Origin of the sequence: Streptococcus oralis subsp. dentisani, assembly GCF_002860905.1 — a bacterium.
Taxonomy (GTDB): domain Bacteria; phylum Bacillota; class Bacilli; order Lactobacillales; family Streptococcaceae; genus Streptococcus; species Streptococcus oralis_BA.
Genome location: NZ_PKIG01000010.1, coordinates 1 through 14,165, shown reverse-complemented (window position 1 = coordinate 14,165; position 14,165 = coordinate 1). Strand labels below are relative to the sequence as shown.

9 protein-coding genes and 1 pseudogene are annotated in these 14,165 nt (G+C 40.6%); 9 read left to right on the top strand and 1 reads right to left on the bottom strand.

The features are described 5' to 3' along the window. Positions 1 to 114 precede the first annotated feature (114 nt). The 3 genes and pseudogenes from CYK16_RS10125 to alaS all read left to right on the top strand — a co-directional run bounded on the left by CYK16_RS10125 (position 115) and on the right by alaS (position 3,766). Positions 115 to 366 (top strand): annotated as a pseudogene (locus tag CYK16_RS10125) (hypothetical protein). A gap of 274 nt (positions 367 to 640) precedes the next feature. Further along, positions 641 to 1,126: an LURP-one-related/scramblase family protein gene (locus CYK16_RS10120; protein WP_060805592.1), complete on the top strand. Its 486-nt coding sequence runs from the start codon at positions 641 to 643 to the stop codon at positions 1,124 to 1,126. A gap of 21 nt (positions 1,127 to 1,147) precedes the next feature. Next, positions 1,148 to 3,766 (top strand): alanine--tRNA ligase, encoded by a 2,619-nt coding sequence (gene alaS / locus CYK16_RS10115; RefSeq protein ID WP_060805591.1) that lies wholly within the window; start codon positions 1,148 to 1,150, stop codon positions 3,764 to 3,766. A gap of 242 nt (positions 3,767 to 4,008) precedes the next feature. On the opposite strand, the gene CYK16_RS10110 is transcribed toward alaS, so the two are convergent. After that, complete coding sequence (locus CYK16_RS10110) at positions 4,009 to 5,463, bottom strand: alpha-amylase (protein WP_060805590.1); 1,455 nt, start codon at positions 5,461 to 5,463, stop codon at positions 4,009 to 4,011. 178 nt (positions 5,464 to 5,641) lie between these two features. On the opposite strand from CYK16_RS10110, the gene CYK16_RS10105 reads away from it, so the two are divergent. The 6 genes from CYK16_RS10105 to CYK16_RS10080 all read left to right on the top strand — a co-directional run bounded on the left by CYK16_RS10105 (position 5,642) and on the right by CYK16_RS10080 (position 13,986). Further along, entirely contained in the window at positions 5,642 to 6,391 is a 750-nt protein-coding gene (locus CYK16_RS10105; RefSeq protein ID WP_060805589.1) for an ABC transporter ATP-binding protein, read from the top strand. After that, positions 6,372 to 8,006, top strand: coding sequence for a hypothetical protein (locus CYK16_RS10100; protein WP_060805588.1), 1,635 nt, complete (start codon positions 6,372 to 6,374; stop codon positions 8,004 to 8,006). Before CYK16_RS10105 ends, CYK16_RS10100 begins: the two co-directional genes overlap by 20 nt. Positions 8,007 to 8,581: 575 nt before the next feature. Beyond that, the gene (locus CYK16_RS10095) at positions 8,582 to 9,511 is read left to right on the top strand and encodes a peptidase U32 family protein (protein WP_060805587.1); all 930 of its coding nucleotides are present in this window, start codon (positions 8,582 to 8,584) and stop codon (positions 9,509 to 9,511) included. 199 nt (positions 9,512 to 9,710) lie between these two features. After that, on the top strand, positions 9,711 to 12,161 hold the full coding sequence (locus CYK16_RS10090; protein WP_060805586.1) for a bifunctional DnaQ family exonuclease/ATP-dependent helicase: 2,451 nt from the start codon (positions 9,711 to 9,713) through the stop codon (positions 12,159 to 12,161). 36 nt (positions 12,162 to 12,197) lie between these two features. Further along, entirely contained in the window at positions 12,198 to 13,421 is a 1,224-nt protein-coding gene (locus tag CYK16_RS10085; RefSeq protein WP_101776973.1) for an FtsW/RodA/SpoVE family cell cycle protein, read from the top strand. A 10-nt stretch (positions 13,422 to 13,431) separates the two neighbouring features. After that, the gene (locus tag CYK16_RS10080; protein WP_023942869.1) at positions 13,432 to 13,986 is read left to right on the top strand and encodes a DJ-1 family glyoxalase III; all 555 of its coding nucleotides are present in this window, start codon (positions 13,432 to 13,434) and stop codon (positions 13,984 to 13,986) included. Positions 13,987 to 14,165 lie beyond the last annotated feature (179 nt).

The window sequence follows — 14,165 nt, the reverse complement described above, 5'->3', positions numbered from 1 at the left end:
TCGTTTTTTAATATAAGTCAGTTTTTACAGCCATATCTTTTTCTATTATATTCTATTCTATTTGCTTGCCCAGTAGTATACTAAGCTTAACCTTACAGAAAGCGACAACAAATAATAAAAATGTCTACTTTTTTCAAAAAAAGTTTTTGGTCAACCTTTTTGACTTTTAATCAAACAGCTATACTATTCCATTTAAAGGATGGTTTGGATTGACAATACCTAACAACTGAGTCTATATATTTGGTGATAGGAAACTTTATATTTGCAAATATTTGCGTAGCTATATTTAGCAATTCGAAACTTTGGGATAAAAGTTGGGATAAAAAGAGTGATGGCAGTAAGAAAAAATATATTCTGAAAGAGTAATCAAAGATACAGGAAATTGGTCTGATTAAATGGAGATGATTTCCAGTTGACGCAAGCTTAAAAAAACGTTATAATAAGAAAGTTGAGAATTGATTTTCACTTGTCTTAGTCCAGAGAAATGGCGGTGCTGCGAGCCATCTAAGCTAGGAAGTCATGCTACTCAATTTAACAATTGCATAAGAACAAGAGAATGACAAGTTCATTGAATGAAGGTGGTACCGCGGTTTTTCGCCCTTCGTGATATGAGCTTGTCATTTGATTTTTGGAGGTGTTGATGAAAACATTTCTTGTCAAACAAAAGTTTCGTCTTGGAGGCGAACGCTTCGCTATCAAGGATGACAGGGGAGAAATCGCCTATCAGGTGGAGGGATCATTTTTTAAGATTCCTAAAACCTTTACCATTTATGATGCGGCTGGTGAACAGGTCAGTCAGATCAGTAAAGAAATCTTGACCTTGCTTCCTCGTTTTGAAATTCAGCTTCGGGATGGCTCGAGTTTTGTCATTCGCAAGAAGTTGACCTTCTGGCGAGATAAGTATGAGTTTGATAATTTGGGTCTTCGTATCGAGGGCAATATCTGGGATTTGAATTTCAAATTGCTGGATGATCACGATCAGCTGATTGCGGAAATTAAGAAGGAACTCTTCCATCTGACCTCTACCTATAATGTAACGGTTCTTGAGGACGCTTATGCAGATCTAGTCATTTCCCTCTGTGTCGCGATTGACTATGTGGAAATGCTGGAAAGCCAATCACATTAAACAAGTAAATAAGGAGATAATATGAAACAACTATCTAGTGCACAAGTACGCCAAATGTGGCTTGATTTCTGGGCGACCAAAGGTCACTCTGTAGAACCATCAGTAAGTTTGGTTCCTGTAAATGACCCAACTCTTTTGTGGATCAACTCTGGGGTAGCGACCCTTAAGAAATACTTTGATGGGACCATTATCCCTGAAAATCCACGTATTACCAATGCCCAAAAGGCTATCCGTACCAACGACATTGAAAACGTAGGGAAGACAGCACGTCACCATACTATGTTTGAAATGTTGGGGAACTTCTCTATCGGGGATTACTTCCGTGACGAAGCTATCACTTGGGCTTATGAGCTTTTGACAAGCCCTGAGTGGTTTGACTTCCCAGCTGAAAAACTTTACATGACTTACTATCCAGATGATAAAGATTCATATAACCGCTGGATTGAAGTGGGAGTGGATCCAAGTCACTTGATTCCAATCGAGGACAACTTCTGGGAAATCGGTGCTGGACCTTCTGGACCAGATACAGAAATTTTCTTTGACCGTGGAGAAGCTTTTGACCCAGAAAATATCGGTATTCGCCTTCTTGCAGAAGATATCGAAAATGACCGTTATATCGAAATCTGGAACATCGTTTTGTCACAATTTAACGCAGACCCTGCTGTTCCTCGTAGCGAATACAAGGAATTGCCACACAAGAACATTGATACGGGCGCTGGTTTGGAACGTTTGGTGGCAGTTATCCAAGGGGCTAAGACCAACTTTGAAACAGACCTCTTTATGCCTATTATTCGTGAAGTGGAGAAATTGTCTGGTAAGGTTTATGACCAAGATGGCGACAATATGAGCTTTAAGGTTATCGCTGACCACATCCGTTCACTTTCATTTGCCATCGGTGATGGTGCTCTTCCAGGAAATGAAGGTCGTGGTTATGTCCTTCGTCGTCTCCTTCGTCGTGCGTCTATGCATGGTCAAAAACTGGGAATCAACGAGCCTTTCCTTTATAAACTGGTTCCAACTGTTGGTAAAATCATGGAAAGCTACTACCCAGAAGTGCTTGAAAAACGTGACTTTATCGAAAAAATTGTTAAGAGCGAGGAAGAATCATTTGCTCGTACCCTTCACTCAGGTCAACACTTTGCCCAAGGCATTGTGGCAGACTTGAAAGAAAAAGGTCAATCTGTCATTGCTGGTTCAGATGTATTCAAACTTTATGACACTTATGGATTCCCAGTTGAATTGACTGAAGAAATTGCTGAAGAAGCTGGGATGACTGTAGACCGTGAAGGTTTTGAAGCAGCCATGAAAGAACAGCAAGAGCGCGCGCGTGCCTCAGCTGTTAAGGGTGGCTCAATGGGGATGCAAAATGAAACCCTTCAAAACATCACTGTAGAAAGTGTCTTCAACTACAATGCTAGCCAATTGTCTTCTAAAATGGTAGCTATCGTGGCTGACAATGCAGAAGTAGAAGCTGTGTCAGAAGGAACTGCCTCACTTATCTTTGCGGAAACTCCATTCTACGCTGAAATGGGTGGACAAGTCGCTGACCACGGACAAATCTTGGATGAGTCAGGTAAGGTCGTGGCTGCTGTGACAAATGTTCAGAAAGCACCAAACGGACAAGCTCTTCACACAGTTGAAGTTCTTGCACCGCTTGCCTTGAACCAAGAATATACGCTGGCAATCGATACAAATCGTCGTCACCGTGTTATGAAAAACCACACTGCGACTCACTTGCTTCACGCTGCCCTTCACAATATCCTTGGAAATCACGCAACACAAGCAGGATCTCTTAACGAAGTTGAATTCCTTCGCTTTGACTTTACTCATTTCCAAGCAGTAACTGCAGAAGAATTGCGTGCCATTGAACAGCAAGTCAACGAAAAAATCTGGGAAGCTCTTGAAGTGAAGACAGTTGAAACGGATATTGACACTGCTAAAGAAATGGGAGCTATGGCTCTCTTTGGTGAGAAATATGGTAAAGAAGTCCGTGTCGTGACTATCGGTGATTACTCTATCGAGCTTTGTGGTGGTACCCACGTTGGCAACACTTCTGAGATTGGTCTTTTCAAGATTGTCAAAGAAGAAGGAATCGGTTCAGGAACTCGTCGTATCTTGGCAGTGACTGGTAAGGAAGCCTTTGAAGCTTACCGTGAACAAGAAGACGCTCTTAAAGCTGTCGCAGCAACTCTTAAAGCACCTCAACTTAAAGAAGTCCCTCACAAGGTAGAAGGACTTCAAGAACAACTTCGTCAATTGCAAAAAGAAAATGCTGAGTTGAAAGAAAAAGCCGCAGCTGCAGCCGCAGGCGATATCTTCAAGGATGTGAAGGAAGTCAACGGTCACCGTTACATTGCTAGTCAAGTTTCTGTATCAGATGCAGGTGCCCTTCGTACCTTTGCAGATAACTGGAAACAAAAAGACTACTCTGATCTTCTTGTTCTAGTTGCCGCTATCGGTGACAAAGTCAATGTCCTTGTAGCAAGCAAGACAAAAGACCTTCATGCAGGAAACCTTGTCAAAGAATTAGCACCAATCGTCGATGGACGTGGTGGTGGTAAACCAGACATGGCCATGGCAGGAGGAAGCAACCAAGCTAAAATTCAAGAATTGTTAGATGCAGTAGCAGGTAAATTGTAATCAAGTAATACTCTTCGAAAATCTCTTCAAACAACGTCAGCTTCGCCTTGCCGTAGGTATAGGTAACTGACTTCGTCAGTCTTATCTACAACCTTAAAACTGTGTTTTTAGCAGCCTGCGGCTAGCTTCCTAGTTTGCTCTTTGATTTTCATTGAGTATAAAGATCTATCCATTTGGGTAGGTCTTTTTGTGAATATAAAAAAGCCAAATCCGTTTGGACCTGGCTTGATTATTATGAACTATTAGATTGTATTGGCTGCCCAGACACTTACCGAAGCAGCTGAGACTGGGAATTGTCCATAACCTTCCTCATCAATTGTAATTTGACCTTGGTGGTTTTCAAGTAAATCTACAAAGGTTTGGTTAGCCCATTCTTGGCCGACAAACATTGACTTACTGTTTTCTTGGTCATTTGAAATCAAGACTGCGATTGGTGATTGATTTTCAGCACCTGAACGTACCCAACCGATACAGTTAGGGTCATCAAAGTAGTCATTTTGTTCTCCATAGGCCAAATCTTTTCGGATGGTTAGGAGGCGGTCAAGGACTTCTTTGAAATCTTGTTGGGCATATTGACCTGAAATCCCATAGTAGTCGCCGTAAAAGACACATGGAAGGCCATTTTGGCGTAACAGAATGAGGGCATAGGCTGCTGGTTTGAACCATTCTTCAACGGTAGACTCAAGAGCCTGACCTCGTTGGGTATCGTGGTTGTCGACAAAAGTCACAGCCTTGTCGGGCTTGAGTTCAACCAAGCTATCTGTGAAAATGCCACGAAGGTCATAGTTTGCGCCAGCTTGACTGGCTTCAAAGAGATTCTGGTGGAGACGAACATCAACAAGGTCAAAGCGTTCTTCCGTTTTTTCAAGATAGTCTAGGTTAGCTTCCTTGTCAGGGTTCCAAAATTCACCAAAAACATAGAAATCCTCACCGTATTTTTCCTTCATATCACGGATGAAATTGCCCATAAAGAAGGAGTCGATGTGCTTAACTGCATCCAAACGGAAACCAGCTACACCAGTGGTTTCCATGAACCAGTCAGCCCAGTCATAGATGTTTTGGATGACTTCAGGATGTTTAAAGTCTAGGTCAGCATACATGAGGTAGTCGTAGTTTCCGTTTTCGTTATCGACTAATTCTTCATTTGCCCAGCCCTTATTATCCCCTTGGATTAGATAAATCCCAGACTTACGGCGTTTAGCATCGTAGTCTGTACCTGTGAAGTGGTACCAGTGCCAGTGGAAGTCATTATATGTATCTTGGCGACCATCGAAGGTAAAGCTAGTCCATCCATTGATGGTGAAGGGTTCGCCAAGTTCAACTGTACGATCTTCAGGGTCCACTTCGATGACTTGAAAGGCTTCCATATGATCGGCCGCAGCCTTGTGGTTGAGTACCACATCGGCCATAGGCTGAATTCCCTGCGCTTTTAGGGCTTGAATAGCTTGAAGATAGTCTTCTTTGAAGCCATACTTGGTGCGGACAGTTCCTTTTTGGTTAAACTCTCCTAGGTCGAATAAGTCATAAACCCCATAGCCAACATCTTTTTCGTTGGTAGCCTTAAAAGCTGGTGGCATCCAGACATGACTGATACCGAGATCAGCTAGATGTTGAGCATCTTCAGCCAGACGCGTCCAGTGCTGACCGTCGTGGGGCAGATACCATTCAAAGTATTGCATGAGTGTTTGATTTTGCATGATGTTTCCTCTTACTTGTCAATCTTGTTCTTTATTCTATCATAAAGTATCTCTTAGAACAAACGTTTGCGTAAGATAGAAGAAATCTATTTTAACAATTTAAGATAAAGTGTTGATTTTTTTGTATCAAAGTGCTAGTATAACAGTATATAACATAGATAAAGATAGGAGTCATCCCATGATTGAATTTCAAAATGTTAGTAAGTTATATGGTGATAAAGAGGCCTTGAGCAATCTCAATTTGCAGATTGAAAATGGGGAGATTATGGGTTTGATTGGTCATAATGGGGCTGGAAAATCGACCACTATAAAATCCCTAGTCAGTATCATTTCGCCCAGCAGTGGTCGTATTCTGGTAGACGGTCAGGATTTATCGGAAAATCGCTTGGCGATCAAACGAAAGATTGGCTACGTTGCAGACTCGCCTGACTTATTTTTACGCTTAACAGCCAATGAGTTTTGGGAATTAATCGCCTCCTCTTATGATCTGACTAGCTCTGAATTGGAAGCTAGTCTAGCTAGGTTATTAAGTGTTTTTGATTTTGCTGAAAACCGCTATCAGGTTATTGAAACCCTTTCTCACGGAATGCGTCAGAAAGTCTTTGTCATCGGAGCACTCTTGTCTGATCCTGATATTTGGGTCTTGGACGAACCCTTGACTGGTTTGGATCCCCAGGCTGCCTTTGATTTGAAGCAGATGATGAAGGAACATGCACAAAAAGGGAAGACGGTCTTGTTTTCAACTCATGTCCTAGAGGTAGCCGAGCAAGTCTGTGATCGGATTGCCATTTTGAAAAAGGGGCATTTGATTTATTGTGGTAGTGTAGAGGACTTGAGGAAAGACCATCCAGACCAGTCTTTGGAAAGTATCTATCTTAGTCTTGCTGGTAGAAAAGAGGAGGTTTCAGATGCGTCTCAAGGTCATTAAAAAATTAGTTGATATCAATATCCTCTATTCATCTCAAGAAGCTAATCTGGCTAACCTAAGAAAGAAGCAAGCTAAAAATCCTGGAAAAAAAGTAAATGTTTCCGCTAGAGTCCTAAGTTCTTACATTTTTTCCAGTCTCTTGATGCTTGTCATGTTTATAAATATAGCCTTTCGTTTTCCTTTTGAGGAAATACCAAGTTTTTTTAGTACCATGGTTGCTATTTTACTGGTGCTTGCCTTTTCAACTTCTTTCACTGCATTTTACAATGTCTTTTATGAGAGTAAGGACTTGGCATCGTATAGGCCCTATGCCTTTAAAGAATCAGAGATTATAATTGCTAAAGGACTGTCTGTTCTCTTGCCAGCTCTAGCTGGAATTGTACCAATCCTAGCTTATTTTCTAGTCCTCTATATTAGGCTAGCTCCTTCTCTTTGGCTGGGCTTGCCTTTGATGCTGCTGTCCTTGGCCTTATTATTTGTCTCTGTTACTTTAGTGATGGTAGTGGCAGTACATTTCTTGGCTCAGACTAGGGTCTTCAGAAAGTATCAGTCTATTTTTTCGAATGTGATGATTGGGATAGGGGTTCTCATACCTTTAATATTTGTCCTCTTTCTACAGTCGACTTTTGGAAGTATTGTTGACAAAGTTAGAGACATTCCATTTCTCCTTTATCCTCTTCATATCTTTTATAAAATAGCAGTGGAGCCTTTTTCGACAGAAGCCATACTGGGTCTGTTAGCTTGGATAGGACTAACTCTCTTCCTGCTTTATCTGACCCAAAAGAAGGTCCTTCCTCATTTTTATGACGTGATTCTGCTTAACAGTGAGGAGAAGGTCAAGAAAGAACGTCGCAGCAAGGAGAGGATTTCAACTACTAAAAAGGGCTTTTTCCGTATGGTTTTACGCTACCACCTTACCCTCTTGGGACAGGGGACTGGCGTGGTTACAGTGCTTTTTACAAGTGCTTTCCTTCCCTATCTCATGATGATCGGTCTGATTTCCAAAATCCGAGATTCTCAGATAGTTCCAGACATTCATCCTCCATACTGGTTACCCTTGTTTTTTATAGGATTGTTTATAGCAGTTGTCAATAACAATATCACCAGCCTGCATTCAATTGCCTTGTCCTTGGAGAGGGAAAATGTTGATTTTCTGAAGAGTTTACCCTTTGACTTTGCTCGTTATGTGAAAGTGAAATTTTGGATTATATTTGCTGTTCAGTCCTTTTTACCAGTTCTGACTTTACTTGGCCTTTCTCTATATCTAGGCTTGCCCATCCTTTCGATGATTTATCTTCTTGTAGTCTGGATCCTTGCCAGTGTCATCCTTTCTTGCCACCATTACCTTAAGGACGTGAAAAATTTGTCAACAAATTGGAGTAACATTACTGACCTAGTGAATCGTTCAAATCGTATAGTAGCAATAGTTTTGATTTTGGTTTATAGTGTAATCTTAATGGCCCTTGTAATAGGGAGCTTATTCTTGGTTCGGTCTCTCGCCCCTGTCCTTGCCATCAGCTTGGGAGTAGGAGTTCTTATCCTCTTGCTTGCCCTTGCTATTTTTGGCTATCATTACTACCTGTCACGCATATTGACAGAAATAGAAAAAAGATGAGCTAGTTGGTCGCCTGCTTGATAAATTTTATAAAAAGAAATGAAGCTGAGCAAAAAACCACTTCTAACTATCAAAAAACGAGTATTTCCGTAGATGGAGATACTCGTTTTTCTAGGTCATTTTTGTTATCATAACAAAAAAACGACTAGAAATTTATAACAATGTATAAATCCTATAGCATCAATTGCTTAAATTTTGGACTAGATTTTATCTATGATGTTTTGAAGGTTAATGGAGCTTGAGATGTTTGCTATTTATGGATAGTGTACAAAGTAAATTGTTACTGGCGAGCTCTCTCATGCTTTTGGGTTTGCCTTTCATCTAGTTATTCTTATAAAAATCCGTTTTATACTCAATGAGAAACAAAGAGCAAACTAGGAAGCTAGCCTCAGGTTGCTCAAAGCACCGCTTTGAGGTTGCAGATAAAGCTGACGTGGTTTGAAGAGTATTAGACTAATTCCCACTTTGGTAAGTCAAGTGGAAGTCACTTTGAGAAATTAGCCTGAAATAATTCCTATTTGTAAAACTCTGATAAGTCTTGGCTGATTTTCCAGAAATGTGGTATAATTTTTCTTATGGAAAAGATTATCATTACAGCAACTGCTGAAAGTATTGAACAAGTTAAACAACTGCTCGAAGCTGGCGTAGACCGTATCTATGTCGGTGAGAAAGATTTTGGCCTTCGTCTGCCAACAACCTTTAGTCATGACCAATTGCGTGAAATCGCTAATCTGGTTCATGATGCTGGTAAGGAATTGATCGTTGCAGTCAATGCCCTTATGCACCAAGACATGATGGACCGTATCAAGCCTTTCCTCGATTTCTTGGAAGAAATCCATACAGACTACATTACGATTGGGGATGCAGGTGTCTTTTATGTGGTCAATCGCGATGGTTATTCCTTTAAGACCATCTACGATGCTTCGACTATGGTAACTAGCAGTCGCCAGATTAACTTCTGGGGACAAAAGGCTGGTGCATCTGAGGCTGTTTTGGCGCGTGAAATTCCATCAGCTGAACTTTTCAAAATGCCAGAAATTTTGGAAATTCCTGCTGAAGTTTTGGTGTATGGTGCTAGTGTTATTCACCATTCCAAACGTCCGCTCTTGCAAAACTACTATAACTTTACGCACATCGATGATGAAAAGACCCGTAAGCGTGACCTTTTCTTGGCAGAGCCAAGTGACCCTGAGAGCCACTATTCCATTTTTGAAGACAATCATGGAACCCACATTTTTGCCAACAATGACCTTGATTTGATGACAAAATTGACAGAATTGGTAGAGCATGGTTTTACTCACTGGAAATTAGAAGGTCTCTATACACCTGGTCAGAACTTTGTTGAGATTGCAAAACTCTTTATCCAAGCGCGTAGCTTGATTCAAGAGGGCAACTTTAGCCATGACCAAGCCTTCTTGCTGGATGAAGAAGTGCGTAAACTTCACCCTAAAAACCGTTTCCTTGATACAGGATTTTATGACTACGATCCTGACATGGTTAAATAAAGTAAATGATTCGTTGAGAGAAGGAAGATGCAAACATTTCTTCTCTCAATTTTTCTTATTTCTTCACTATTTTTAAAAAATCAGTAGGCTATGATGCTTTGTTTGCTGGGATTTTTAAGAAAAGTAACCTTCTTGAGTTTGAAAATTATCCCATGTTTGCAGGTGCCAAATGGCCCTTTTTTTGGTATAATTTTTTATAATGAAAACGATTGGTAATCGCTATGTTGTGGTTGATTTAGAGGCAACTAGCACAGGTAGTAAGGCTAAAATTATCCAAGTGGGAATTGTCGTGATTGAGGACGGAAAAATCGTTGATCACTATACGACGGATGTCAATCCACATGAACCCTTGGATGCTCATATCAAAGAACTGACAGGATTGACAGACCAACGTCTGGCGCAAGCACCTGATTTTTCGCAGGTTGCCAGAAAAATCTTCGACTTGGTGGAGGATGGGATTTTTGTAGCCCACAATGTTCAGTTTGATGCCAATCTTTTGGCGGAAAATTTATTTTTTGAAGGCTATGAACTAAGAAATCCTCGTGTTGACACGGTCGAATTGGCCCAAGTCTTTTTCCCAGAACTGGAAAAGTATAGTTTGCCGATTTTGTGTCGAGAATTAGGAATTCCTCTAAAACACGCTCACACAGCCCTTTCAGATGCCCAAGCTACAGCGGAATTACTCTTATTTCTACGGGAAAAGATGGCCCAGCTTCCTAAAGGTCTCTTGGAACGCTTGCTGGAAATGGCTGACGCTCTCTTATATGAGTCCTACTTGGTTATTGAGGAAATTTATCGCAACCAATCTATCCTGAATTCTTCAGATTTGGTCCAAGTTCAAGGACTATATTTCAAGAAAACTGGAGCTACCCTGGAGCCACGAAAACTATCCCAAGATTTTTCTAAAAATATTTCTCTGTTGAACCTTGAAGTGAGGGAGGAACAAGAAAGTTTTGCTAAAGAGATTAGCTTGCTATTGAAAGATGAGCCTGTATCATTAATTCAAGCGCCGACTGGGATTGGGAAAACCTATGGCTATCTCTTACCTGCTTTGTCCCAAGTGGAAAATCGTCAGATTGTCCTTAGCGTTCCGACAAAGATTCTTCAAAATCAGATCATGGAAGAAGAAGGTAAACGTCTTAAGGATGTGTTCCATATAGATATCCATAGTTTAAAGGGACCGCACAATTATCTGAAGTTGGATGCCTTTTATCATTCCTTGCAGAAAAATGATGAAAATCGCTTATTTAGACGCTTTAAAATGCAACTCTTGGTTTGGCTGACAGAGACAGAAACCGGGGATTTGGATGAGATTGGTCAACTCTACCGTTACCAACATTTTCTAAGAGACCTTCGTCATGATGGGAATTTATCATCCAAGAGCTTATTTGTGACAGAAGATTTTTGGAAACGTAGTCAAGAAAGGGCGCAAACCTGCAAGCTCTTAGTGACCAATCATGCCTATCTTGTAACCAGACTTGAAGATAATCCTGAATTTGTCAGCGACCGTTTATTGATTATTGATGAAGTCCAAAAAGTTTTGTTGGCTCTAGAAAATCTGCTTCAACAGACCTACGATATCCAGTCTATTATTGATTTAGTTGATAAGGCTTTGGTAGGAGAAGAAAACAGAATTCAACAACGAATACTAGAAAGTATTCGCTTTGAGTGTCTCTACTTGATAGAACAATTTCAGTCTGGGAAATCTCGAAAAAATATCTTAGATTCTCTTGCTAATCTCCACCAGTATTTTTCAGAATTAGAAGTAGAAGGCTTTGAGGAACTGGTTCGCTATTTTACGGCTGAAGGTGACTACTGGCTTGAAGCAACTGAAACGAGTCAGAAGAAAATTCAGATTTCTTCTACAAAATCAGGTCGTATTCTTCTATCTTCTTTAGTGCCTGATTCATGTCAAGTCTTGGGAGTGTCGGCCACTCTTGAGATTAGTCAAAGGGTTTCTTTGGCAGACCTTTTAGGCTATCCCGAAGCCAAATTTGTCAAGATTAAAGCTCATAAAAAACAGGATCAAGAAGTGGTCTTGGTAAAAGATTTTCCTCTAGTAACAGAAACTTCCTTAGAAGTCTATGCCAAAGAGGTAGCTGATTTGCTGATGAAAGTTCAAACTTTCCAACAACCGATTTTGGTTCTCTTTACTGCCAAAGACATGCTTCTGGCAGTATCGGATTTACTTCCAGTTAGCCATCTGGCCCAATATAAAAATGGCGATGTTCATCAACTAAAGAAACGCTTTGAGAAAGGTGAACAACAAATCCTGCTTGGTGCAGCAAGTTTCTGGGAAGGAGTTGATTTTTCAAGCCATCCTTTTGTGATTCAAGTTGTACCGAGACTTCCTTTCCAAAATCCGCAAGAGCACTTGACGAAAAAGATTAATCAAGAACTAATTCAAGAAGGGAAAAATGCCTTTTATGATTATCAATTGCCGATGGCTATTATTCGTTTAAAACAGGCTTTGGGAAGAAGTATGAGACGTGAACATCAACGTTCCTTAACCCTCATTCTGGATAGGAGAATCGTCGGAAAACGATATGGCAAACAAATTGTGACTTCTCTAGCCAAAGAAGCGACTGTTAAAACCGTCTCTCAATCCGAAGTTGATGAGGCTATTGATAAATTTTTAAATGAACTTTGATAAATAGTATTGTATGAAAGTATAAGGTTAGTATATATGAAACGTTCTCTCGACTCTAGAGTCGATTATAGTTTGCTCTTGCCAGTGTTTTTTCTACTGGTTATTGGCGTGGTGGCTATCTATATAGCTGTTAGTCATGATTATCCAAACAATATTCTGCCCATTTTAGGGCAGCAGGTCGCCTGGATCGCCTTGGGGCTTGTGATTGGTTTTGTGGTCATGCTCTTTAATACAGAATTTCTTTGGAAAGTGACCCCCTTTCTGTATATTTTAGGCTTGGGACTTATGGTCTTGCCTATTGTCTTTTATAATCCAAGCCTAGTTGCATCAACGGGTGCCAAAAACTGGGTATCGGTAAATGGTGTTACCTTGTTCCAACCGTCAGAATTTATGAAGATATCCTATATCCTCATGTTGGCCCGTGTGATTGTCCAGTTTACCAAAAAACATAAGGAATGGAGACGTACAGTTCCGCTGGACTTCTTGTTGATTTTCTGGATGATTCTCTTTACTATTCCAGTCCTAGTTCTTTTAGCACTTCAAAGTGACTTAGGGACGGCTTTAGTTTTTGTAGCCATTTTCTCAGGGATCGTCTTACTATCAGGAGTTTCTTGGAAAATTATTATTCCAGTATTTGTGACTGCTGTAACAGGAGTTGCTGGTTTCTTAGCCATTTTTATCAGTAAGGGCGGTCGTGCTTTTCTCCATCAACTGGGAATGCCGACCTACCAAATTAATCGAATTTTGGCTTGGCTCAATCCATTCGACTTTGCCCAAACAACCACTTATCAGCAGGCTCAAGGACAGATTGCCATTGGAAGCGGTGGCTTATTTGGTCAAGGGTTTAATGCTTCAAATCTGCTTATTCCAGTTCGAGAGTCGGATATGATTTTCACGGTGATTGCAGAAGATTTTGGCTTTATTGGCTCTGTCCTTGTTATTGCCCTTTACCTCATGCTGATTTACCGTATGTTGAAGATTACTCTTAAATCAAATAACCAGTTCTACACCTATATTTCCACAGGTTTGATTATGATGTTGCTCTTCCACATCTTTGAGAATATCGGTGCTGTGACGGGCTTGCTTCCTTTGACTGGGATTCCCTTGCCTTTTATTTCGCAAGGAGGATCGGCTATTATCAGTAACTTGATTGGCGTTGGCTTGCTTTTATCGATGAGTTATCAAACCAATCTAGCTGAAGAAAAGAGTGGAAAAGTCCGATTCAAGCGGAAAAAGGTTGTATTAAAACGAATCAAATAAGGAGAAAATCATGGTTAAAGTAGCAGTTATGTTGGCTCAGGGCTTTGAAGAAATTGAAGCTTTGACAGTTGTGGATGTTTTGCGTCGTGCCAATATTACTTGTGATATGGTAGGATTTGAAGAGCAAGTGACAGGTTCGCATGCAATCCAAGTAAGAGCAGATCGTGTCTTTGATGGTGATTTATCAGACTATGACATGATTGTCCTTCCTGGCGGGATGCCTGGTTCTGCACATTTGCGTGACAATCAGGCCTTAATTCAAGAATTGCAAAATTTCGAGCAAGAAGGGAAGAAACTGGCAGCTATTTGTGCGGCGCCAATTGCCCTCAATCAGGCAGGGCTATTGAAAAACAAGCAGTACACTTGTTATGACGGCGTTCAAGAGCAAATCTTTGATGGTCAATATGTCAAGGAAACAGTAGTGGTAGATGGTCATTTGACAACTAGTCGAGGTCCCTCTACAGCCCTTGCCTTTGCCTACGAGTTGGTGGACCAGCTAGGAGGGGACGCAGAGACTTTACGAACAGGAATGCTCTATCGAGATGTCTTTGGTAAAAATCAATAAAACGGGAGTCAAACTCTCGTTTTTTAGGCTCTTTGTCAACTGTAGTGGGTTGAAGAAAAGCTAAGATCTAGAAAGGACGAAATTTGTCCTTTCTTTTTTGATATTGAGAGCGATAAAAATTCGTTTTTTGAAGTTTTCAAAGTTCCGAAATCCAAAGGCATTTCGTTTGATAAGTTTAA